The following is a 23,888-nucleotide window of genomic DNA, read 5'->3' on the forward strand; positions in this document are numbered from 1 at the left end:
GCCCACACTCCAGAGTTATTATATCATCTATAAGCCCTTTAATTAAGGATACGACATCAGTAATGTCTGCAATTAGTTTGAATTTACTTCATTCCGAAACTTGGGAACAATTCAAAATCAAAGATATAGCCCAAATAGGGCGTGGTAGAGTTATTAGCTTCATAGAAATTAGCCAGCAAAAGAACCCTACATATCCCGTATATTCCTCTCAAACATCAAATGATGGTATTATGGGCTACCTTGACGATTATATGTTTGAGGGCGAATACATCAGTTGGACAACTGACGGTGCAAATGCAGGAACTGTATTTTATCGTAATGGAAAATTTAATTGCACAAATGTTTGTGGTTTGTTAAAACTTAGGAAAGAGTTTGATACTCATTTTGTTTCATTGGTTTTGGCAGAAGCGACAAAGAAATATGTCTCAATAAACTTAGCCAACCCAAAACTTATGAACAATACAATGGGAAACATTCAAATACGCCTGCCAAAATTGGATGAACAAAAAAGAATTTCCATCATTTTCAGAAAGTTACAAAAACTATTGACCACACATAATAGTTTACTCGCCGAGTATACAAAGCAGAAACAATATTTACTCTCGCAAATGTTCATATAAACATTTGCGAGAGCAGGTATTGCTTCTGTTGATTGTATTGGTTAAGTATGAGTGATTCGTTATCAAGTTTTACATCGATACTTTGTAACATAGAAGCAATCTTAATGTTGTGACGATACTCATAATCAGGTATCATTATTCCACAAACAATGTCGGCATTGATATTGCTTTGTGTACCTGTTTCAAGATACTTATGAATATGCCTGCGCTTAAAATAGGACAAATAGTAATATAGATAATCTAACAGAGATTCGTCTTTCAATAGCATTGAAAACATTGCTTGGCTTGTAGCTATGGGAACTTGATTTATGGTGACTAACCCCACAGAAGCATACATTGACATAATTAAGCTATGTTTCGGTACTATCCAAGCTGAAGAATTGTCTAACCCGTTTTGACTTATATGGTTTTCTGTCTGCCAAATATACTTACCTTGTTTAGTAATGTCGTTGATACTTAAAAAAGGTATATCTCCATCATAGAACTTCTTATTTGTAGATGTGGGTGTCCCTCCAGCTTTCCCTTTAATAAAGTAAGAATTTAATCTATTCCATACTATTGGTTCTTGAGAGAATAATTTTGCACTAATTGCAGACTTTAGTTTCTTCAAATCCTCAATGATTTTGTTTTGGGTGGCGATACGCTCATTTATTAGACGTAATAGAGTTACTATTTTTGTTTGCTCCTCTTTCGAGGGAATACCTATGTAACACTCGGAGAAATTCTTTGTGCTGATTGAGAATACCTTTGTGCCTTGTGCAATACGTCTAATTTGATGATGAAATGTGTCCGAAGAGAAGGCATAGCCTTTGAAACCTATAACAGTTCTATCTGCATTATCTCGACCGTGAATTGTATGTAATCCACAAACAACATCCTTTTCATCAAGATCGTAAAACTCTACAGCTTTTGCAACTTCATTGGTGTCCTCCGAAGCATCAGCAAAGGCAATGTCCCCATTTTTACACAATTCAAAGTTTTTAGGCATATTCCCCTCTTTGATATTAGGCAACTTATCTTTACTCAAGTCAATCATAGTTGGAAGTCCAACGTGTATAAGCCCGTAGTGTAAGTTTTGAACTGTATTAGTCTCATATTCTAATTGTTCCCAGCACAGAGAATTGGTTGAATAGAAATCCAACAACTCTGAAACTTTGTATATTTCCCATTCTTCCGTAAACTCCGGAAATCTCAAATGGGGAACATTGCACTTATCTTTATTGTTATTATTTGCCATAATCATTTTATTTTTCTAGAAAATAACATTGAGGATTTGTAACGAACAAAAATTATTGGATTAAGCCTAGCTCTTTCAAATAAACATCTATCTGTTTATCTAGTTCTGCTCGTTTTGCTTCTAATTCTTTAATTTCAGTCATGACCGCATGGATATCTATTTCTTCTTCCTCTTCAAAAGTATCTACATAGCGAGGTATATTCAAATTATAATCATTCTCTTTAACTTCCTGCAAAGTGGCACAATGGCTATATTTTTCTATTTCTTTTCTTTCACGATATGTATCGATAATTTTTTGAATATGTTCAGGACGTAACTTATTCTGTGTCTTTACTTTTTCAAATTCTTTACTTGCATCTATAAAGAGGATATTATCATCTTCTTTGCGGCATTTTTTTATTACTAAGATACAAGTTGGAATACTGGTTCCATAGAAAATATTGGCAGGCAATCCGATAATGGCATCGATATAATTTTTCTTTTCAATTAAGAATTGGCGGATTTTTCCTTCTGCAGCTCCACGAAATAATACTCCGTGTGGTGCTACACAAGCCATTGTTCCTCCATCATTGAGATGGTAAATCATGTGAAGGATAAAAGCATAATCTGCTTTAGATCTCGGAGCTAATACTCCAGCCTTACTAAAACGGTCGTCGTTGTTGAATTTATCTGCTGCAGTCCAGTCTGCGGAAAAAGGAGGATTGGCAACTACGGCATCAAATTGTCTGTCTCCAAAAGCATCAGCTTCTAATGTATCTCCATTTTGGATGTCAAAGTCATTGTATTTTACACCATGAAGAAGCATATTCATTCTACAAAGATTGAATGTTGTAGGATTCTTTTCTTGGCCAAAAATAGAATCGGCTTTGCCACTTTTAGCTGTACGAAGAAGTAGGGAGCCGCTACCACATGTCGGGTCGAATACATCTTTTAATCGTACTTTGCCTGTTATCACAATCTCTGCTAAAATCTGACTAACCTCTTGCGGAGTATAAAACTCTCCCGCTTTCTTTCCTGCTCCGGCAGCGAATTGACTTATCATGTACTCGTAAGCATCCCCTAGAATATCTATATCTCCGGCTTCTTGTAATCCAAAGTCGATACCATTTAGTGCAATCAATACATCACTAATTAACTTATTCTTGTCGTCAGCAGTCTTTCCTAGTTTGGGAGAAGCTAAATCCAGATCAGAAAATAAACCACCAAAATCATCTTCACTATCCTGTCCTATTGTAGAATCTTCTATTTTTTTGAGTGAACGTTCTAAAGACGGCAAGATATTTTCTTTCTTGCTGATTAGCTCTATGATGGTGGAGTAAAGATATTCCGGTTCTATAAAATAACCTAGATTTTGAATACATTCTTCTTTTACATCCTGTTTTAATTCCTCATCCTTGCCATTCCATACCTCTTTGAAAGTAATATGATCTTCTTCTAATATTTCGTTGGCATAAAGTTCTATTTTTTCGGATAGATATTTGTAGAAAATAAAGCCTAAAGTGAAATACATAAAATCACTAGCAGACATATTTCCTCTTAAAGTATTGGCGACAGTCCATAATTGACTGCGCAATTTTTGTTGTAGTTCTTCGCTCATATATTTAATGTAATTTTATTCCCAGTTAAATAATTCTATTATCGAATGTAGTTTGTCCATTATCCTTTTGAGTAGTGTACGGCGTTCTTTTAGTCCGATTCTTTTCTTTTTGACGGCCTCCTGAAGGATTTCGGGCTTTTCTTTCTGTAAAAAATCGTATTCATTTAGAAACTTAATGAGGGCTTCTTCATCAATTCCTTCTTCTTCTGCCAACTCTTGAATAGCTTTATAACGTTGTTGACTAACATAATTCGTCAGTCTACTTTCTAAGTCAATTGAACCATCAGATTTAGATTTGCTAAATCCATCTTTGTCATTATCCACGTTTTGACGAATAAATCCATCTATAAGTTTGGCTTTGTTACGCATAACAGCATCTTTTATCATGGTATCTAAAATCTGCTGACGTCTTTCTTGATAATCATTGCTCGAAGGATCTAAGTCATTGATTAGTGTCAGGATATATGCTACATTTATCACGTCACTATGAAGGAGTTCCAGACAGAAATCAATATCGTCTAGAGTTCTTTCATCTTTGCCATAAGGAGGCACATCTGTATCTCCTGTATTTTTCTTGTCATCAGGATTGGGGTTAATTACCCCGGTGGTAATATCCAAATATTTACTTCGAAAATCCATGAACTCTTGTTCTGATAAGATGAATTCTTTGTCGTCAGATTCGAAGTCTTCATAGATTTGCATTTCTGCCCGCTTTTTTATAATTTCACGGAAAGCTAATACAAAGTCTCTTTTTTCATATTCACTTTGTAATTTGTCAATACTTTGTACATCAGGATATTTTTCTTTAAATTTCAAAGATAACTCATTAAACTTTTCTTTTACAACAGGAAAGGGCTCACGTAGAATTGTGTCTGCGGGATTATTGTTGCTAAATAATTTTATGGCAGCATCTACATTGTTTTTTAAATCACGGAAACATACAATTTTTCCGAAACGTTTCTTTTCATTTAATACACGGTTGGTTCGGCTAAAGGCTTGTAGCAATCCATGATATTCTAAGTTCTTATCAACATAAAGTGTATTTAGCTTTTTAGCGTCAAAGCCAGTAAGAAACATACCTACAACAAGAAGCAGGTCCAAAGGTTCCATATCCTTCTTTTTTTTCTTCATGCGTAGATTTATGTCATCATAATAGGCACTAAAGTTATCTGTTGTGAAAGATGTACCAAATGTGTTGTTATAGTCATTCATAATGACTTGTAGCTCATCTGCCGTAACTTTATCATTAGCATAGCCTTGGTTCATTCCTGTTTGTTCGTCATCTTGGCTGCTATTTGCTGCATATGTAAATACAGCCCCAATCTTAATTTTAGGATTGAGTTCTTTAAATATTTTGTAATATTGTAATAGCATGGGGACAGATTGGATTGCGAACAGCGCATTGAATTCGCCATCAACTGTTGACTTGTTGAAATTTGTAAGAATGAATCTGGCTATCTCTTTCATGCGAGCTTCATTCATATAATCAATCCCAGATTCATCTTTACCTTTATAATATTCAACTAAGAAACCTAGCACATTTTCATCAGCAATAGCATCTTTTATAAGATAGCGGTGAAGGCAGTCACTAAATACTTCTTTTGTGGTATGCTCTTGTTTGGCATTTTCTACAAATATAGGGGTACCAGTGAATCCGAAAATTTGAAGATTACTGAAGAATTTGACAATATTTTTATGGCAATCACCAAAATGACTACGATGACATTCATCAAAAATCATCACAACTTTCTGATGGCGTACTTCTTGAAGATACTTGTTATAGTAATCTTTGGTAATAGCACAATTCAACTTTTGAATAGTAGTAATTATGATTTTAGAATTACCACTTAATCGTTTGATTAGTTCATAAGTATTATCGGTCCCATCAACAGCACCTGGTTCAAATGCTTCGTATTCTGATTGTGTCTGTGTGTCTAAATCATGACGGTCTACAACAAACATAACTTTGTCTATACCATCAAGCTCTGAAACTAACTGGGCGGCTTTGAATGATGTTAATGTCTTTCCTGCTCCAGTAGTATGCCATATATAACCGTTTTTATTGGAGTTCTGTACTCGTTCTAATATACGTTCTACTGCGTAGAATTGATAGGGGCGGAGTACCATCAAACATTTATCCCCTTCGTGCAATACAATATATTTGCTTATCATTTTACCCAAGTTGCATTGGTCAAAAAAGAAATAAGCAAATTTACTTAAATCGTTAAAAGGTATATTTTCGGCGTCTGTCCAATTAAAAGTAAATTTGTAGCCTCCATTAGGATTGTTGGCAAAATAGCGTGTGTTTACACCATTGGATATGACGAATAATTGTATATAATCAAATAATCCATGAAATGAGGTTTTATGATAGCGTTGAATTTGGTTATATGCTTCTTTTAATTCAACTCCTCGTTTTTTTAATTCTATCTGAACTAATGGTAATCCATTTATTAAGATGGTTACATCGTAGCGACATTTTTTTCTCCCTTCTACTGTAATTTGATTGGATACCTGAAATTCATTTTGGCACCATTTATTTTTATTCAAGAATTCTACCCAAATACGTTCCCCATCTTCTGTTTCTAATGGGTATAGGTCACGCAGCTTTTTAGCTTTCTCAAAACGTGTACCTCCTTCTAAATAAATACAGATCTTTTCAAATTCTTTATTAGTGAAATGTTTTCTCTTGTGTAGGGAGAGTTCTCTTTTATTGTGTTTCTCAAGTTGCTTTTTAAAATTGGCGTACAGATTATCTTCTTCCTTGATGGAAATATATTCATAGTTCATTTCCATTAAGGTCTTTATTAATCCGCTTTCTAATACTTGTTCACTTTGAGTAACCATATGTTGTCGTATTTTTAATCCATAATCTAATAGATTAAGGATAAAAGAGCTCAAAGTTACAATTTTTTTAATGCAGAAAAAGAAAAGATAGTTTTAATATCTTACTTTTCTATCAAATTATGTCGTAAAACATTGATTTTATCGTTTTACTCTTGTGTAATTTAAAACTTAATCTCTCTTTCTGGTTACTTATTTGAAGTATATGGGAAATGATTTTCTAAATTAGGTTGGACGATATTTATTTATAATTTCTTCAAAAGAGGTTATAGTTTCATCTTCTAGAAATTCTTTAGCGAAAGGAAAACCGTCTATTGAATGATTGTGCTTACGTAGGTTCTGCAAATCAACAATATAATTGTTGATGTCTTCTTGGTTGAGCATAAGCTGACGATCTTTTAAGAAATCATATGATATCCCATTCTTTTGGGCTTCAATCATCTTCATATAGGCTGCTTCAAAACGATACAATTTGCGTACTCGGAGATGTACATTTTCACTATCGACTAAATGCGCCATGTCCATAAGTTTCTTTACTTCGTATTTGTTTACTGGTTTTCCTTGCGATCGTTCATATTCCCTAATCTTACGGGCCAGTTTTTCACGTTCTGCACCTAAGCCTTCATTATATCCATTATCAATAATATTATCACGGAATTCATAAAACTCTTCAATAGATATTTCAATATAATCGAAAGGTTTATCAGGCGTATTTATATCTTCTTTGTATATTTCCCAATTAAAAATATGCACTTTACTATGTAGTTTTTTGTAATTGCTGAATAATGCAACAACGTAATCTGCAACTAATATTACGTAGGGACAATGTGGGGTTCGAGTCCCCAATATACCTGAATCTCCTTTAATAATACCATCTTTTACTCTAAAAATAACATATCCATAATCGCCTAGTTTTTCTTTCGAGTTTATAATTTCATTATACGAATGTATATTTTTATTTAATATATCGCGTAGGGCGAATTCGTCTTCTCCATCCATGAATATCCCCATATAGCCAATTGCCATTCGCCAGTAGACAGATAACCAGAATAAATAAGCTATACGTGGATTAATGTCATTTTTCAAACCTTTATAATATTCTCCATATGTGGTCTCTAATACTCCGAAACGATTTTCACATTGATAGCAAAAGATGTTGTCGTAACAAAGGAGATTGGTGTTTTTCTCTAATTCTTCATCTGTAATTTCATGTCCCAAATCTTCTGCTATTTTTTCAGGTGCAACCTGGCTACCATAATATATCGCATTGTCTTCGGGATTGTTTATATGATAGAGTTCTACTATTTCACGATCACGTTTTGTTTTTCCGTCAAATGAGAAAGTTACTGCTGTAAGTAAATTGGGCACCATATGACTTCCTGTTTTATCAGCTTCCCTTATTGGGCATAGTGCACATAGACTGTCATTGCGTGGAATTATACAAGATTTCATAATATATTATTTTTATTGTAAGAGGACTATTTACTGGAATAATAAAAGATACAATTGAATACTTATTAAACTTCCATTATTGTGTTTGTAAATGTAATATTTCGTTTAGCTTATCCTCCATAATTTTCTTCTCATTACTACCAATAGTAGACAATCTCACCAACGGAATTCCGTACAACTCTAAAATACGATCCTTTTTAATATCACGTTCTGACTGACTCATTCCTGATTTATGGAATGTATAACCATCCGTCTCAATAGCCAATACCGGTTGTTTGCTCACACGATTATAAATCAGAAAATCAATGTGAGTATTTATATTTGCAGCATATTTGCTTTCCTCTTCATTCAACAGAGAATAATCCTGAATCAACATATAGAGTGGTAAATGGCAAATGATATTCGTTTCCCGATGCGACTAAATAGAATTGTGATTTAGCCCTCGAAACAGCAACATTGAGCAGGTTGGGATCGTCGGAAAAGGAAGTGATGACATCGTCGACAGTGGTCATAATGATAGCATCCTTTTCTCTTCCCTAAAATTTATGGACTGTTGCGACATCAATATCCTCTTCAAGTGCGGATTTTACTGCATCTACTTGTTTGTTATATGGAGCTATGACGCCAATTTCATCTGTTTCATAAGATAGATTCGGTAGTACTTCTTCTTCTTTGATGACATCTATTTCCCGTTGATTCATGTGGCTGCGGGAGTGGTTACCTTTGGCTGTCCGTATGGCACAAATGACATCCTCTTCTCCTTTATCACGTGTCATGATGACAAGATCTCCACCATAAAATTTCTGATTACAGAAGTTGATGATTCGAGGATGGCATCGATAATGTTCCCGTAACAAGGTTTGCGGTACAAATGACCAATCGGGGATAAAGTTTAGATGACTTCGATGGATGGCTCTTTCTCGTCCAAAATTGGCATATGTTTTTTAAGCGCTTCTATAATTCTTTCTTTTTTATCCGTTTTCATCATTCTCAGAATCAATTTAGGATATTCATTTGATGATAACTTTAGAATACCTGAAATTTGGAGGTGTAAGCTTTTCCGATTATAGATTTTCAGTAGGTTATCATAATCTTGCGATGTAACTATGGCATCAATTTTCTGTTTAGATTGGTTATATATTTGCGGAATATCAATAGAATTCACAATCTTTTGTGCTTGCGCCTCTAAAGCTTCCATTGTATTTTCACTAGGTTTTGTGTAACATTGAAGTTTATGGCGGATTTCTCTAGAACAAATTGAACATAGTTGTAAATCATATTCTTCTTTAAACTTGTTGAATAAAAACTGTTTTACCTGATTAAATGTTTCATTAGGTTCTAATGCTTGGTTCTCTGCCACTAGTTTTATTATATCCTCGATTAGGTATAAATTTTCGACTTCAGCCACATCTAGAGTGTAAATATTCGATTCCTTATAGCATGAAATCTCCGCTTCCGTCATATAATCACGATCTATTAGCCCTTTTATGCTGTAATTATGCATGTTTTTTATTCGCTCATTATTGAATGATTTTGTCATTTCTATGACTTTAGAGCAATCATGGCATGGAATTATGTTATAGTTACTGTAAACGAAAGGGTATAATTGATTATCGTAACTTCCTCTTTCTCCTTCGACAAATAGAACAGGTTTTCTATTGCCTAATACCTCAAACATTAAACTATCAGGAATATTTTCATCGGGATCTAATATTTTAATATCCCATCGATTATTGCCAAAATATGACTTAACCCATATTTTAGTTGCTTCTTTTCTTGAAGCAGCAAAGTCTAAATCATGAGTTATATATATGAATGTTTTGTTTGGACAGAATTCTTCAATTTTATCCCATAAACGATACATAATAGATTTGTGCAAATGTATTTCAGGTTCATCTATTATGATTATCATATTGTTCGGCGCAATAAGGCATTGACCTAATAGATAAATTGTTACTCTTTCTCCATCAGACATTTCTTTGGCATGATATTCCTCTGATGAAGTGGTTTTGGCTTTTATCTTTGCATCCTCAAGAATAATTTGTCTATGAGGATATATAGCATTCCATATAGAAGTAATTTTGTCTATAATCATTTGTGGAACATCGGCTTTCGTTTCACCTCTTTTTTCTTTATCCTTACAGTCTATAACATAAGCTCTATCTTCTTTATTTAAACGGGCAAAGATAGCAGATAAAACGCTGTCATAATCATCTATTAGTTTAGTAGTTAATCCATTCCCCCAATTCCATTTGTAATTTTTATCATGGTGAAGTTCTTCACCATAATATATTTTATTCCATGCCGCTTCTTCGCTTTTGATAGTGATACTATCCGGGATTGACAATGCTCTTTGAGCTGAAATTCTAAGGACTTCTCCATTTGCTGATTGCTGTTCAATCCAAGCACCTAGATGGCTTTTTCCACTTCCATTTGCGCCTACAATAACAAAATTTTGTACACTCTCAATTTTTGTAGGTTTATTGTTCACAGGTATGATTATAGACTTGTTACTCATTGTTTTTTTCTGATAAATTATTGTATTTGATGTTTGGTTCAGCAGCTATGGTGTATGAACTGCTTTCAGGAAACTCATATTTCTTCGGGGCTTTCTGATAAAGAGGTTCTGAATCATCATTATCCGTTCATTGTTCGCATTGACGAATGACTGTTTCCAAAGCATTAGCAGCTTCCTCGGGCGGATATTTATATTTCTTCAGCAACCGCTTTATCATTTTGCGCATTCCGGCTCTGGCAGATTCTTTTTTCTGCCAGTCAATGTTAGTTATCTCTTAATTTAGCTTCTATCTCTTCAATGGTAGGCATGGTACCTTCCACTTTTTCGGGATAGAACTTCTCCAGATCATATTCGGAAATACCCAAAGGTTGGCTGCTAGACTCCAAAGCATACTGAGCTTGTATGCGGTCTTTCTCTTTGCAAATCAGTAAGCCGATGGTTGGGTTATCCCGTCCTTCCTTACGCAGCAAATGATTGCAAGCCACCACATATCCACCTAATTGACCGATGTCGGCAAAAGCAAATTTGCCGATCTTTACCTCTACCACTACATAGCAGGAAAGCGAAAGATTATAAAAGAGCAAGTCGATAAAGTTTTCCGTTTCGCCTATTTCCAAACGATATTCTTTGCCCACATAAGCGAAACCTGTACCCAGTTCAATCAGGAATCGGGTAATGTTATTCAGTAGAGCATTTTTGAGCAATCGTTCATTGTAACGCCCAGTTATACCCGTGAAAGCAAAATTGTAGGGGTCTTTGGTCAACTCCTGTGCAAGGTCGCTCATCGCATCGGGCAATGTTTTTGTAAAGTTAGTCAGTGCCTTGCCCTGCCGCTCATAAAGGTCGGTGCTAATGAAATTGAGCAGCATACTACGACTCCAGCCGTTCTCCACCGTCTGGTGAACATAGAACAGAGCTTTGTCTATATCGTCTTTCACTTTATCCATTATCAAGCAATGGTGTCTCCATGGGACTTCAAATATTCCACCAACTTGGTGGAATAATTCCGTTTCATTTTTTCCACCAAGTTGGTGGAAAGTTTTCAGAGCATCCTTATATAACAAATAAAACTTCCTACAATAGTAGATATTACTCTTTGACAAACCAGCTGCATTGGGTATAGCTTCACGTAAATCTTTGCTCAATTGAGTGATAACACTTTCGCCCCAGCGTTCTTCTACGTGCAATTCAACAATGTCACGACCTAAAAGCCAGTTGAATTTCAACTGTTCCACATTAACTTTCACCGCTGCCTTTATTTGGCTTTGACGATAGCGACCGCAAAGGTCTTTCACCCATTGCAGATATTCTTTATCAAGTATGTTTATTGACTTGTTCATCGTAATCTATAATACTTCAGTTGCGTTAATTTTTAGTTCTCCTGACATCAGCTTCGGGAGAAGTGTGTCGCGCAGAATTGTTAACCTAATACTTTCCTGTTCATTTCTTAGTATTTGGTCGAAATACGATTTATTTATCTGCCTATTTTTGTAAAACAGATGATTCTTATTGTTATATGTATTGTATCTTATCCGCATTTTAATTAATGTATTTACGATGAGATAGTTTTTTGTCATTGTGATTAATGTTTATTTATGTACTCACTTTAAGTTCTTAGAAACTTTTAATGAGGTTGATGCAAAAGTAGAAAATAATTTCCATAGTGCTGTCGTACTTTAAATGAGAAGTAAATGTAGGCATTATTATTGATGTGATTGTTATAGTTGGGGTAAAATTTATTCTTTTGGTTGTTAGAATATGCAGAAACTCCTATTCTAACAAAAGAATGATTTGCAATGAACACTCTAATGCAAGTTTAATACTTCGCTTAACTTATCTCCAATAATTTTCTTCTCATTACTACCGATAGTAGACAATCTCACCAACGGAATTCCGTACAACTCTAAGATATGATCCTTTTTAATATCGCGTTCTGATTGACTCGTTCCCGATTTATGGAATGTATAACCATCTGTTTCAATAGCCAATACCGGTTGTTTACTCACACGATTATAAATTAGAAAATCAATATGAGTATTTATATTTGCAGCATATTTGCTTTCCTCTTCATTCAATAGAGAATAATCCTGAATCAACATATAGAGTGGTAAATGGCAAATGATATTCAAATGACGCATATTGATATTTTCTTTCAGGATATCTTCAAGTAATGCAAATGTGAGATTCTCGGAATCGTATTCGGATATTTTCTTGTGTTTCTTCAAATAGGCAATTCGGGCATCTGTATATTGTTCATATAGATAATCGAATATAGAATGAATCTTACTGGTGGAAACAGTGCCATTGTTATATTCGATATAAGCGATCAAATCGCTGATATTGCAGTCTTTGGGTTGTTCGTTTCCCGATACGACCAAGTAGAATTGTGACTTAGCCCGCGAAACAGCAACATTGAGCAGGTTTGGATCGTCGGAAAAGGAAGTGATGACATCGTCGACAGTGGTCATAATGATAGCATCCTTTTCTCTTCCCTGAAACTTATGGACTGTTGCAACATCAATATCCTCTCCAAGTGCGGATTTTACTGCATCTACTTGTTTGTTATATGGAGCTATGACGCCAATTTCATCTGTTTCATAAGATAGACTTGGTAGTACTTCCTCTTTGATAACATCTATTTCCCGTTGATTCATGTGACTGCGGGAGTGATTACCTTTGGCTGTCCGTATGGTACAAATGACATCCTCTTCTCCTTTATCACGTGTCATGATGACAAGATCTCCACCATAAAATTTCTGATTACAGAAGTTGATAATTCGGGGATGGCATCGATAATGTTCCCGTAACAAGGTCTGCGGTATATTCGGAATAACTTTGCAGATGGATTGCAAAAAACTCATATTGGCACAATCATATTCCGGCTTAATCAGGCACGCATTAGCGATAAAGTTTAGCTTTTCCTTATTTTCTTCCGTGACCACATTGGGAAGTTGCATGGTGTCACCGACAATGATTGCATTTTTAGCACATGACAAGGCTAAAGCTCCGGTCTCAACGGAAACCTGTGATGCTTCGTCCATAATGATATAATCATATACGGCATCTCGTTGCAGACTGCTTAATGATGAAAAGGTCGTACTTAAGATAATAGGGTATTCTTTCTGTACCTCTCGCCAATTATTTTTTAGATCAGGGAGCGTAAAGATGGGCTTGTCATGATTATTGCCATAGGTATGAAATAACTGATTCTTTAGATATTTCATTGATGTATCGGCCATTTGTCTAGCCATTTCTGCTGCATCTTTGTTGGCAAGTTCCTTTTCTAATGTGTCTATTTCAACTTCCAGCTCTGCGTACTTTGTTTGGTAGAATAAGATTTGGAAGTCAGCGATAATCAAACTCATCTCCCGTTTATAGAAACCTTTATCGGGGATTCTACAAATCGTTTTGCTCCTGAATTTAAAGAATAACCATTTCAACCGTTGAATAAAAGCTGCTATTCCCTGAAGACTTAATGATTGTTCTTTTTCTGCAAATTGCTGACATTCATTCCATAAATTCAGAAGGTCTGCCGAGCTGGAACTTTTCCGTTGTTGGAGAGTAATTTCTTTTGTTCCGAACTCTTGCAGATAATGTTGCCACTCTATTTTTAAAGCTTGTATTTCCTGTCTTGCCATGGCAAGGCGTTCCTGTTTGTAAAATATGCTTTTTAGTTCTTCGGTCTGATGATGTATCTGATTGAGAAATTGAGGTTGGTCGGCATCCGCATCATGCCATGACTCAAAGTTCTCCGGATATTGTTTTTCCTCTTCTTGAGTCTCGATGAATTTCTCTTTGTTAGCTGTGCTGCCAAGCAATGCAACAATGAATCCCATATCGTATTTGGATAACTTCTCAAGTACATTGACGATGGCGGAGTTATTATTAGATACTACCTGAACAGTCTTACCACGCACAAGGATATTGGCTATGATGTTCAGAATAGTTTGTGTCTTTCCGGTTCCCGGAGGTCCTTGCACAACACTGATTTGATTCTCAAAAGCTGCCTGGACTGCTTTTTGCTGGCTTGCATTACAACCAAAAGGAAAAATCAAGGTTGAGGCAGTCCGGGTCTGCATTTTATATTTTTGAGGATTCAGATATACAGCAATAGCTCTGTTGTTTGCGATAAAATGAATCTTTTCATATTGTTTTGCCAATAGCTTCGTTCCGTCATCGGCTTTCAATTCGTTCGCATCGGCAACTTTCTTCAAATATTCGAATATACTTTTCGAACGACTCTCTCCCAAGCATGATTCGATAATTTCTAAGTCCTTTTCTCTGTAATCATACTCTTTACCATTCTGAAAACGAATGTGCCAATAGCTGTGTGATCCGGCCTTGAAAATAGATAAGGCTTTGATATTTGATAAAGTTCTCCCTTTACTGATTATTTGATAATTATTGGGGTCCGGTTTGTCCGGATCAGTCAGCCAAAGGACATTTTCTTCTTTGTAAGTATACGCACTAGGAACATTTCGGAATACTACCTTATAGTTGCCATTATGATTTTGGCAGCTCTCTATTTCGGGAGTCTTGATTTGTCCTTTTATAATAATCAGATTTTCGGAAGTATCTATCATAGGCTTGTGTGTAAATATAATAAGTCGTGCTGGTGTTTTTATTTATTATTTTGGATATAAAAGTAAGAATATTTTCCAGAATATCAAAGCTGAAGTAGAAAAAACAGTGAATGACTTTATTCAGCTTTGTATTGTTATAAATATAGAGTGAGATTCGGTTTGGGAGTATTGAACGTGATAAAAGAGATTTGTTTTGCCAATGAAATCATTATCTTTGCAAGGTATACATTAATGAACAAGGAGGATATTATGCTTGCATACACATATATTGAGCACGGAAGGTTTGAATTGCAGGAGAAAGCGAGACCGGAAATAAAGGAATCACGGGATGCAATCGTGCGTGTAACACTTGGTAGCATCTGCACCAGTGATCTTCATATTAAACATGGCAGTGTGCCGCGTGCTGTGCCCGGAATAACTGTCGGGCATGAGATGGTAGGTGTGGTAGAACAAGTAGGGGCTGATGTCACTTCGGTGAAGCCTGGTGACAGGGTGACTGTGAATGTCGAAACTTTCTGCGGTGAGTGTTTTTTCTGTAAGCATGGATATGTGAATAACTGTACTGATCCTAATGGCGGTTGGGCTTTAGGTTGTCGAATTGATGGCGGTCAGGCGGAATATGTCAGAGTTCCTTATGCGGATCAAGGTTTGAATCGTATTCCGGATACAGTGAGTGATGAACAAGCTTTGTTTGTCGGTGATGTGCTTGCAACAGGTTTTTGGGCAGCACGTATCTCGGAAATAACCGCGGAAGATACTGTTCTTATCATCGGTGCCGGACCTACCGGGATTTGTACTTTGTTGTGTGTGATGCTGAAGAAGCCAAAACGCATTATTGTCTGTGAAAAGTCTCCTGAAAGAATTCGGTTTGTCTGTGAGCATTATCCTGATGTGTTGGTGACTGAACCGGAAAACTGCAAGGATTTTGTTCTCAAGAACAGTGACCATGGTGGTGCAGATGTTGTTTTGGAAGTGGCAGGGAGTGACGATTCCTTCCATTTGGCTTGGAATTGTGCCCGTCCTAATGCTATTGTCACGATTGTAGCCCTCTATGATAAACCACAGCTTCTTCCTTTACCTGATATGTATGGCAAGAATTTGATTTTCAAAACAGGGGGAGTGGATGGCTGCGACTGTAACGAGATTCTCATGCTGATTGAGGAAGGTAAAATTGATACTACTCCTCTTATTACACATCGATTTCCGTTGAATGAGATTGAGGAGGCCTATCGTATCTTTGAAAACAAATTAGATGGAGTTATTAAAGTAGCTATATCAGGAAATAAATAAAAATAGAATTTGTGTATGAAGAATATACTGATAGTAAGTAATAATGATATGTGCCGCAGTCGTATGGCACAGGAAATTTTGAACTCCTTCGGTAGAGGGATGAAGATTAGTACTGCCGGTATTTTGGCTGGAAATTCTGTCCCTGACGTTGTTTGCCAAGTGATGGAACAAAATGGATATGACTTTTCGCGTAGAAAACCCTGTGATGTTGCGACGTATGCCCAACAGACGTGGGATTATGTCATTACCCTTTGTCCGGAAGCAGAGGAAGTGCAAAAGGAAATGCAGGGTGTAGTGAGAAAATACGTTTCTTTCAATTTTACAGATCCCTTTCAGGGAGGAATTTATGTAGAAGATGAGCAGGAAGAACGGGTTAGGGCACTATATGACATCATGCATAAAGAACTGTATGAGTTCTTTCGGAGTGAATTGATGGAAAAGTTGTTGCCTCGCTGTTCCTGTGGCGCAAATACGTATTGTAGGTGTGAGTAGGAATTAAGTATCATATATGTACATCATCCGGTAATGGTGGCAGAATTGCGTCATTTTGAACACGAAGTTGCCAGAAAGCAATAGCGGATGCGGCAGCTACATTGAGAGAATCGACACCGTTTGCCATAGGAATGCGGACTACATAGTCCGCCTCATTAATTGTTTCGTTTTGAAGACCATCCCCCTCTGTTCCCATTACGATGGCTAACTTGGGTTCGGTTGCTAAGATAGGATTATCGATAGAGATTGATTTCTCCGTGAGTGCCATAGCGACTGTACGAAAACCCAGTTTGCGCAACTCATAGGGAGAACCGTCCAACCAAGTCCATGGTATCAGGAAGACAGAACCCATCGAAACCCTGACTGCACGTCGGTTTAACGGATCACAAGAATTGCGTGTTAATAATATAGCATCTATCCCCAAGGCGGCTGCGGAACGGAAGATGGTTCCGATATTAGTAGCGTCTACCACGCCCTCAATGACTACGATCCGTCGAGCTTTCCGACACACCTCCTCTACACTTGGTAGTGCCCGACGACGCATGGCACAGAGGACACCGCGCGTCAGTGTATATCCGGTCAATGTGGCAAGTAACTTTCTTTCACCGGTATAGACAGGTATATCACCACAACGTTCAATGATGCCAGCGGCATCACCAGTGATATGCTTCTGTTCACACAAGAGGGCTAAAGGCTCATAACCAGCATTCAGAGCTACATGGATAACTTTGGGGCTTTCTGCAATAAACAATCCTTTATCAGGCTCGATACGATTGCGTAATTGAGCTTCGGTGAGGGTACTGAATATTTCTACTCCGGAGTCTGTTAAGGATGATATTTCTATAATGGGCATAGTGATTTCTTTAAACGATCTATTTTATTGCAGCAATGATAGTATGCGCTTCTTACTTACCGATGCAAAAATGTTGAAAGATATTTTGAAGCACCATATCATTCGTAACCTCCCCCGCTATGTCCGAAATGAAGAAGATACACTCTCGTATGTCTTGCGAAAGAAAATCCCCGGAAATCTGCGAATCAAGTCCGTTTTGTACTCTATGAATAGCTTCCAAAGCTTTGTTTAAAGCTTCGTAATGTCTTACGTTTGTCACAATAATATCATTCTGTGTCACTGTAGGCAAGTGTGCGGCATCAATAAGCATTTTTTGTAGCTCACTTGTATTCTTCCGTTGTTTGGCCGAGATGAAAATAGATTCCGTAGATTCTTTGGGGAAGTCTTTTAATAAAGATAATAAATTCTCTTTCTGTTTATCTTCAATCAAATCAGCCTTATTGAATACAACAATCAAATGTTTTCCTTCGCAACGTGGAATTATTTTCTCCGATAACTGTTCAATTTGAGAAGCGGCATTCACAGCATCTACCATCCAAAGAACAATCTCCGCCTGATCCAACTTCTGAAAAGTACGTTCAATACCCAAACTTTCAATCGTGTCATTGGTTTCCCGGATTCCGGCGGTATCAATGAACCGGAAAGTGATTCCTCCGATATTGACAGTATCTTCGATTACATCACGTGTTGTCCCGTGAATATCACTGACAATGGCTTTATCCTCATTCAATAATACATTCAGTAAAGTCGATTTTCCGGCATTTGTTTCACCGATGATAGCTACGGGAACACCATTCTTAATGGCGTTGCCGACACTAAATGAATGAGCCAACCGCGAAATGACCTGTTCAATTTCATCTGCCAGTTTCCTTAATGCCGAACGATCGGCAAATTCCACATCCTCTTCGCTGAAATCCAACTCCAATTCAATCATGGAAGTGAAATTCAACAACTTGTTGCGTAGATCTGTCAGCTCTTTACTGAATCCACCCCGCATCTGGCTCATAGCCAATCGGTGAGTGGCAGCAGATGAAGAAGCAATCAAGTCCGCCACAGCTTCTGCCTGACTTAAATCCATCTTTCCATTGAGGAAAGCACGTTGCGTATATTCTCCTGGCTTGGCCATGCGGCAACCGTTCTTAATAAGCAGCTGCATCACCTGTTGAAGAATATAAGTGGAACCATGACACGTGATTTCCGTGCTGTCTTCTCCCGTATATGAATGAGGAGCACGGAAAAGGCTGACGAGCACTTCATCAATCATCTCATCTCCGTCATAAATACGTCCGAATGTCAAAGTATATGGTTTTTGTTCGCTTAATAATTTGCCAGTTTTGGCTGGCTTGAAGATGCTGCCGGTAATGGAAATAGCTTCCGGACCGGAAACGCGGATGCTTCCGATAGCACCGCCTTGAGCGGTAGCGATGGCGCAGATAGTATCTTGAATCATTGTTTTTTCTTTTTGGATGAGCAAAGATAATTGTTTCTAAGTAAAAAACAGAAAATTGAGCACAACTTGTGCTTTATTTGTTTATATTTGCTGCCGTGCAGTGGTACACCAAACAAAATAAAACAATAATGCTTATGGAACCAGCGATTAATTTATATTCTTCCAATGAAAAGAGTGAACTCATACGGGAGAACTCACAAGAAATACTTTCTGTCCTTGCAGCTCATCAAATAGCTTTGTGGGAATATGATATCATTACGGGCGAATGCTCTTTTTCTGACGACTATTTCTCTACACTTGGCTTGAAGAATGCCGGAGTCCTTTTTGAAGATATTGATAGTTTCTATCGGTTTGTTCATCCGGACGATACCGAAGCTTATAAGCAGGCTTTTGCAGAGATGCTTTCATCAGACTCTAAGACTTCACAAATCAGAGTTCGTTGTATTGGTGAACAGGGGAAAGTGGTTTGGCTGGAAGATCATTTCTTGTCTTACAAAGAGAGTTGTAAAAGCCATCCGGGTAAACTGCTGGCATATACGGTGAACGTCACTTCACAATGCGAAAAGGAGCAACATATCAAATATCTGGAAGAGTATAATCGCAAAATAATTGAAGCATTGCCGGAATTCATTTTTATTTTTGATGATAATTTCTTTATTACCGATGTCCTAATGGCACCGGGAACGATATTGCTTCACCCTGTGGAAGTGCTACGCGGAGCAGATGGACGATCTATTTATTCACCGGAGGTTAGCGACTTGTTTATTTGTAACATTCGCGAGTGCCTGCAAGACGGACAGTTGAAAGAAATAGAATATCCGGTTGAAGTGGATGGCGGTGTACATTATTTTCAGGCGCGTATCGCTCCTTTTGAAGGGAACAGAGTGTTGGCATTGATACATGATATTGGAGATCGCATTCTGCGTTCGCAGGAATTGATTGAAGCCAAACGTCGTGCGGAGGATGCTGATAAGATGAAGTCGGTTTTCCTAGCGAATATGAGCCATGAGATTCGTACTCCGTTGAATGCTATTGTTGGCTTCTCGGAGATTATTGCGGTGACGGAAGGTGAAGAAGAGAAAAGGGAATATCTGGAGATTATCCAGAGAAATAGCAACCTGTTACTACAGTTGATTAATGATATTTTAGACCTTTCCCGTATTGAATCCGGCAAATCGGAAATGCATTTCCAGCAGGTTGAGATTGCAGGACTAGTGGAAGAAGTGGAAAAAGTGCACCAGCTGAAGATGAAGTCGAATGTAGAATTGAAAGTGATTCGTCCCGAAGGAGAATACTGGACTTCTACTGATCGTAACCGTGTGATGCAGGTATTGTTCAATTTCTTGTCGAACGCGATTAAAAATACGGAAAAGGGAAGTATAACTTTAGGCTTGAAACATGAAGGACCCTGGCTGAAACTGTATGTCAGCGATACGGGTTGCGGTATATCCAAAGAGAAACTCCCTCAAATTTTCACCCGGTTTGAAAAACTGAATGATTTTGTGCAAGGCACCGGATTAGGGCTTTCAATTTGTAAAAGCATTGTAGAACGACTGGGCGGCCGTATCGAAGTAACTTCAGAATTAGGGCAGGGGAGTGTGTTTGCACTCTATTTACCCTATCAGGAAATACCGAAGGAGGTTGTCGAAAGAAGACTTCCGCATAAGAAGAATGTCGATGAGGATAAACGTAAAAAGATATTGGTGGTAGAAGATATTGAGTCGAACTTTGCCCAACTTAATATTCTTCTGAATAAGGAATATATTATTTCATGGGTACGCAACGGACAGGAAGCCATCAATAGTTTTATCCGCGAAAAGCCGGATTTGATTCTGATGGATATTCGTATGCCGATCATGGACGGTATTCAAGCTACTGAAAAGATCCGTACTATTTCCCTGACTGTGCCTATTATTGCAGTGACCGCGTATGCTTTCTATACTGAACAGCAACAGGCTATTCAGGCAGGATGCAATGCTGTTATCTCAAAGCCCTATTCTTTGGAAAGGTTGAAAGAGACAATAGAATCTTATATCGGATAATTAATTTTCTAAAAGAGAACTAACATTCTGAATGTTGTAGTGTTATTTATTATATAGTAGTAACATTATAATATATTAGAATATGGAGAAAGTGAAAAAGATAGTCCTTATCGGGGCAAGCGGCTTTGTGGGCTCTGCCCTTCTGAATGAAGCATTGAATCGTGGTTTCGAGGTTACGGCAGTGGTTCGTCATCCGGAAAAGATAAAGATAGAGAATGAAAATCTGAAAGTGGTGAAAGCCGATGTCTCCGCGCTTGATGAAGTGGCTGCCGTTTGTAAGGGTGCAGATGCGGTTATTAGTGCATTCAATCCGGGATGGAATAATCCTGATATATACGATGAAACAATCAAAGTTTATCTGACCATTATTGATGGAGTGAAGAAAGCGGGTGTTAATCGCTTTTTGATGGTAGGCGGTGCCGGTTCTTTGTTTATCGCTCCGGGCTTGCGTCTGATGGATTCCGGTGAAGTACCCGAAAATATATTGCCGGGAGTGAAAGCTCTAGGAGAGTTCTATCTGAACTTTTTAAAGAAAGAAAAGGAAATAGACTGGGTATTTTTCTCTCCGGCAGCGGATATGCGTCCGGGAGTACGTACAGGACGTTATCGGTTGGGAAAAGATGATATGATTGTAGATATTGTAGGAAACAGCCATATCTCTGTTGAAGATTATGCCGCCGCCATGATTGATGAACTGGAATATCCGAAACACCACCAGGAGAGATTTACGATTGGTTATTAATAAAAAAAATGGCTTGAATCCACACATATTATCAGTGAAAGATTCAAGCCATTATACATTCTTTTAATTGCAATTTTATTCTTTCGATTACAATTTATCCTTTTAAATATAGATTTATATCCTGTCAAGTACTGTCTTAATCAGCGTATCGATTGTATTCTTATATCCGGTGTTGGCCTCTTTGATAAGTCGGTTGGCTATCACCATGCAGACGGTCATTGCCTTGTGTCCCATCAACCGGCTAAGTCCTGCCAAAGCCGAACTTTCCATTTCGAAGTTGGTAATTTTGTAACCTTTATATTCGAACGCTTCAATCTTATCATTCTGTTTCGGGTCTGCTAACGGGATACGCAGTTCACGTCCTTGGGGACCGAAGAAACCTCCGGCAGCGATTGTCACTCCACGTACCATGTCATCTTTGGCGATCCGGTCGATCAATTCTTCACTGGCATCAATGACGTAAGGAGCAGGAGCGCACATATTTCCCGACCAACCCATGTGATTGAGGAAAGCACGTTCGAAAGGCAAATCGCATACGGCATTACGTCCGGCATAGAAATTCAGTAACCCATCGAAACCGATGGACTTTTGTGAACAGACAAAAGTTCCGACAGGCGTATTGGGTTGCAGACCGCCACATGTGCCGATACGCACTAATTCCAGTTGGCGGAACTGATCCTTTTCTTCGCGGGTGACAAAGTCGATATTGGCGAGTGCATCCAATTCATTCATTACGATGTCGATGTTATCGCAACCGATTCCTGTAGAGACTACCGTAATTCGTTTACCTTTGTAAGTACCCGTGATGGTTTTGAATTCGCGGCTTTCCACTTCACATTCTTTGTTTTCGAAATGAGAAGCTACGAGTGCTACACGTCCAGGGTCACCTACCAGGATTACTTTATCTGCCAACCATTCGGGTTTTACGTGAAGATGGAATACTGAACCGTCTTCATTGATTATCAATTCAGAGGATGGAAAGTACTTTTTCATGTCATTGAAAGGTTTTAGTTTTATAATAGGATTGTATCTATAAATAGAAACGCCGGAACCGGATTTAAGTTCAGAAGAAGTCTCTTTCTTTTTCCATAGAAAAGGAGAGAACGTCTTGCGACTGAAATGAAATCGGATTCCGGCGTTTGTGAACGATTATTTGCTCAATGGCTGATTGCCAGCATTGCCTGTTGTCGGCTTGGCGATATTCTCACGCATGGAAGTATCAGCTTCGATATTCTTCATGCGATAATAATCCATGATGCCTAAGTTTCCACTGCGGAAAGCTTCAGCCATTGCTTTAGGAACTTCAGCTTCTGCTTCGATCACTTTGGCACGAGCTTCCTGTGCTTTTGCTTTCATTTCCTGTTCGGAAGCTACTGCCATAGCACGGCGCTCTTCAGCTTTTGCCTGTGCAATATTCTTATCTGCATTAGCCTGATCGATTTGCAGAGCCGCACCGATGTTCTTACCTATGTCGATGTCCGCAATATCAATAGACAGAATCTCGAAAGCAGTTCCTGCGTCCAGACCTTTACGAAGTACAAGTTTAGAGATAGAATCCGGATTCTCCAATACCGATTTATGGTTTTCAGAAGAACCGATAGACGAAACGATACCTTCACCTACACGGGCAAGGATCGTATCTTCACCTGCACCACCGACCAGCTGGCGGATATTGGCACGTACTGTAACACGAGCCTTAGCTATCAACTGGATACCGTCTTTCGCAACAGCCGTTACAGGAGGAGTATCAATCACTTTCGGGTTTACAGACATCTGTACAGCTTCGAATACGTCACGTCCTGCCAGGTCGATAGCAGTAGCCATCTGGAAAGGCAATTCGATGTTGGCTTTCGATGCCGATACTAAGGCGTGAACTACCTTTTCTACGTGTCCGCCAGCCAGATAATGGGCTTCCAGTTCGTCGCGGGTGATATTTTTCAGACCGGCTTTGTGAGCTTCGATCATTCCCGGAACGATGATATACGGCGGAACGTTACGTATACGCATTAAGAATAGTTGTATCAGCGAGATGTTAACTCCCGAAACTTTAGCCGACAACCAAAGGAAGAACGGCACGTAATGGAAAAATATTATCAAGAAGATAATACCTCCGGCTATCAGAAAGATAGGCAAGTAGAAAGATGATTCCATTGATGTTTTTATTAAGT

16 protein-coding genes and 2 pseudogenes are annotated in these 23,888 nt (G+C 38.0%); 5 read left to right on the top strand and 13 right to left on the bottom strand.

The features are described 5' to 3' along the window. Positions 1 to 62 precede the first annotated feature (62 nt). Complete coding sequence (locus NQ505_RS12540; protein ID WP_009000663.1) at positions 63 to 620, top strand: restriction endonuclease subunit S; 558 nt, start codon at positions 63 to 65, stop codon at positions 618 to 620. On the opposite strand, the gene NQ505_RS12545 is transcribed toward NQ505_RS12540, so the two are convergent. The 9 genes and pseudogenes from NQ505_RS12545 to NQ505_RS12585 all read right to left on the bottom strand — a co-directional run bounded on the left by NQ505_RS12545 (position 613) and on the right by NQ505_RS12585 (position 14,851). Continuing rightward, the gene (locus NQ505_RS12545; protein ID WP_259824846.1) at positions 613 to 1,857 is read right to left on the bottom strand and encodes a restriction endonuclease subunit S; all 1,245 of its coding nucleotides are present in this window, start codon (positions 1,855 to 1,857) and stop codon (positions 613 to 615) included. The genes NQ505_RS12540 and NQ505_RS12545 overlap by 8 nt on opposite strands. Positions 1,858 to 1,909: 52 nt before the next feature. After that, positions 1,910 to 3,454: a type I restriction-modification system subunit M gene (locus NQ505_RS12550; RefSeq protein ID WP_004302007.1), complete on the bottom strand. Its 1,545-nt coding sequence runs from the start codon at positions 3,452 to 3,454 to the stop codon at positions 1,910 to 1,912. Positions 3,455 to 3,469: 15 nt separating this feature from the next. Then, complete coding sequence (locus tag NQ505_RS12555) at positions 3,470 to 6,301, bottom strand: type I restriction endonuclease subunit R (protein WP_009000666.1); 2,832 nt, start codon at positions 6,299 to 6,301, stop codon at positions 3,470 to 3,472. 222 nt (positions 6,302 to 6,523) lie between these two features. Beyond that, on the bottom strand, positions 6,524 to 7,750 hold the full coding sequence (locus NQ505_RS12560) for a hypothetical protein (protein WP_009000667.1): 1,227 nt from the start codon (positions 7,748 to 7,750) through the stop codon (positions 6,524 to 6,526). A 76-nt stretch (positions 7,751 to 7,826) separates the two neighbouring features. Further along, a pseudogene (locus tag NQ505_RS12565) lies at positions 7,827 to 8,619 on the bottom strand (AAA domain-containing protein); the annotation flags it as partial. Positions 8,620 to 8,642: 23 nt separating this feature from the next. Beyond that, positions 8,643 to 10,268 carry a DUF4435 domain-containing protein gene (locus NQ505_RS12570; RefSeq protein WP_009000670.1) on the bottom strand — a complete coding sequence of 542 codons (1,626 nt, stop codon included), beginning with the start codon at positions 10,266 to 10,268 and terminating at the stop codon, positions 8,643 to 8,645. Continuing rightward, positions 10,261 to 10,530: pseudogene (locus NQ505_RS12575) on the bottom strand (type I restriction enzyme endonuclease domain-containing protein); the annotation flags it as partial. The pseudogene NQ505_RS12575 and the gene NQ505_RS12570, both read right to left, overlap by 8 nt. 1 nt (position 10,531) lies before the next feature. Beyond that, entirely contained in the window at positions 10,532 to 11,608 is a 1,077-nt protein-coding gene (locus tag NQ505_RS12580) for a YhcG family protein (RefSeq protein ID WP_004316539.1), read from the bottom strand. 465 nt (positions 11,609 to 12,073) lie between these two features. Further along, a complete protein-coding gene (locus NQ505_RS12585) occupies positions 12,074 to 14,851 on the bottom strand; it encodes an AAA domain-containing protein (protein WP_009000672.1) in 2,778 nt (925 codons plus the stop codon). Between the two features lie 249 nt (positions 14,852 to 15,100). Here NQ505_RS12585 and NQ505_RS12590 point away from each other — a divergent pair, with 249 nt between their 5' ends. After that, positions 15,101 to 16,141 carry an alcohol dehydrogenase gene (locus NQ505_RS12590; RefSeq protein ID WP_242063729.1) on the top strand — a complete coding sequence of 347 codons (1,041 nt, stop codon included), beginning with the start codon at positions 15,101 to 15,103 and terminating at the stop codon, positions 16,139 to 16,141. A gap of 15 nt (positions 16,142 to 16,156) precedes the next feature. After that, positions 16,157 to 16,633: a low molecular weight phosphatase family protein gene (locus tag NQ505_RS12595; RefSeq protein WP_009000674.1), complete on the top strand. Its 477-nt coding sequence runs from the start codon at positions 16,157 to 16,159 to the stop codon at positions 16,631 to 16,633. 10 nt (positions 16,634 to 16,643) lie between these two features. Here the strand turns inward: NQ505_RS12595 and NQ505_RS12600 are convergent, their stop codons facing one another. Both NQ505_RS12600 and mnmE read right to left on the bottom strand, forming a co-directional pair. After that, complete coding sequence (locus NQ505_RS12600) at positions 16,644 to 17,486, bottom strand: TrmH family RNA methyltransferase (protein ID WP_009000675.1); 843 nt, start codon at positions 17,484 to 17,486, stop codon at positions 16,644 to 16,646. A gap of 52 nt (positions 17,487 to 17,538) precedes the next feature. Further along, complete coding sequence (gene mnmE, locus NQ505_RS12605; protein WP_009000676.1) at positions 17,539 to 18,936, bottom strand: tRNA uridine-5-carboxymethylaminomethyl(34) synthesis GTPase MnmE; 1,398 nt, start codon at positions 18,934 to 18,936, stop codon at positions 17,539 to 17,541. Positions 18,937 to 19,070: 134 nt separating this feature from the next. On the opposite strand from mnmE, the gene NQ505_RS12610 reads away from it, so the two are divergent. Both NQ505_RS12610 and NQ505_RS12615 read left to right on the top strand, forming a co-directional pair. Then, a complete protein-coding gene (locus NQ505_RS12610; RefSeq protein WP_009000677.1) occupies positions 19,071 to 20,978 on the top strand; it encodes a PAS domain-containing hybrid sensor histidine kinase/response regulator in 1,908 nt (635 codons plus the stop codon). An 82-nt stretch (positions 20,979 to 21,060) separates the two neighbouring features. Beyond that, positions 21,061 to 21,720 carry an NAD(P)-dependent oxidoreductase gene (locus tag NQ505_RS12615; RefSeq protein ID WP_004302018.1) on the top strand — a complete coding sequence of 220 codons (660 nt, stop codon included), beginning with the start codon at positions 21,061 to 21,063 and terminating at the stop codon, positions 21,718 to 21,720. A gap of 114 nt (positions 21,721 to 21,834) precedes the next feature. Here NQ505_RS12615 and NQ505_RS12620 read toward each other — a convergent pair whose 3' ends face one another. Both NQ505_RS12620 and floA read right to left on the bottom strand, forming a co-directional pair. Then, complete coding sequence (locus tag NQ505_RS12620) at positions 21,835 to 22,713, bottom strand: nucleoside phosphorylase (protein WP_004302019.1); 879 nt, start codon at positions 22,711 to 22,713, stop codon at positions 21,835 to 21,837. A gap of 156 nt (positions 22,714 to 22,869) precedes the next feature. Then, positions 22,870 to 23,871: a flotillin-like protein FloA gene (gene floA, locus NQ505_RS12625; RefSeq protein WP_004304885.1), complete on the bottom strand. Its 1,002-nt coding sequence runs from the start codon at positions 23,869 to 23,871 to the stop codon at positions 22,870 to 22,872. Positions 23,872 to 23,888: the final 17 nt, after the last annotated feature.

Origin of the sequence: Bacteroides sp. D2 (assembly GCF_025147085.1) — a bacterium.
GTDB lineage: Bacteria > Bacteroidota > Bacteroidia > Bacteroidales > Bacteroidaceae > Bacteroides.

Coding starts and splice junctions, on each gene's coding strand:
- NQ505_RS12540 (WP_009000663.1), top strand. CDS start 63: ATGTCTGCAATTAGTTTGAATTTACTTCATTCCGAAACTTGGGAACAA.
- NQ505_RS12545 (WP_259824846.1), bottom strand. CDS start 1,857: ATGGCAAATAATAACAATAAAGATAAGTGCAATGTTCCCCATTTGAGA.
- NQ505_RS12550 (WP_004302007.1), bottom strand. CDS start 3,454: ATGAGCGAAGAACTACAACAAAAATTGCGCAGTCAATTATGGACTGTC.
- NQ505_RS12555 (WP_009000666.1), bottom strand. CDS start 6,301: ATGGTTACTCAAAGTGAACAAGTATTAGAAAGCGGATTAATAAAGACC.
- NQ505_RS12560 (WP_009000667.1), bottom strand. CDS start 7,750: ATGAAATCTTGTATAATTCCACGCAATGACAGTCTATGTGCACTATGC.
- NQ505_RS12570 (WP_009000670.1), bottom strand. CDS start 10,268: ATGAGTAACAAGTCTATAATCATACCTGTGAACAATAAACCTACAAAA.
- NQ505_RS12580 (WP_004316539.1), bottom strand. CDS start 11,608: ATGAACAAGTCAATAAACATACTTGATAAAGAATATCTGCAATGGGTG.
- NQ505_RS12585 (WP_009000672.1), bottom strand. CDS start 14,851: ATGATAGATACTTCCGAAAATCTGATTATTATAAAAGGACAAATCAAG.
- NQ505_RS12590 (WP_242063729.1), top strand. CDS start 15,101: ATGCTTGCATACACATATATTGAGCACGGAAGGTTTGAATTGCAGGAG.
- NQ505_RS12595 (WP_009000674.1), top strand. CDS start 16,157: ATGAAGAATATACTGATAGTAAGTAATAATGATATGTGCCGCAGTCGT.
- NQ505_RS12600 (WP_009000675.1), bottom strand. CDS start 17,486: ATGCCCATTATAGAAATATCATCCTTAACAGACTCCGGAGTAGAAATA.
- mnmE (WP_009000676.1), bottom strand. CDS start 18,936: ATGATTCAAGATACTATCTGCGCCATCGCTACCGCTCAAGGCGGTGCT.
- NQ505_RS12610 (WP_009000677.1), top strand. CDS start 19,071: ATGGAACCAGCGATTAATTTATATTCTTCCAATGAAAAGAGTGAACTC.
- NQ505_RS12615 (WP_004302018.1), top strand. CDS start 21,061: ATGGAGAAAGTGAAAAAGATAGTCCTTATCGGGGCAAGCGGCTTTGTG.
- NQ505_RS12620 (WP_004302019.1), bottom strand. CDS start 22,713: ATGAAAAAGTACTTTCCATCCTCTGAATTGATAATCAATGAAGACGGT.
- floA (WP_004304885.1), bottom strand. CDS start 23,871: ATGGAATCATCTTTCTACTTGCCTATCTTTCTGATAGCCGGAGGTATT.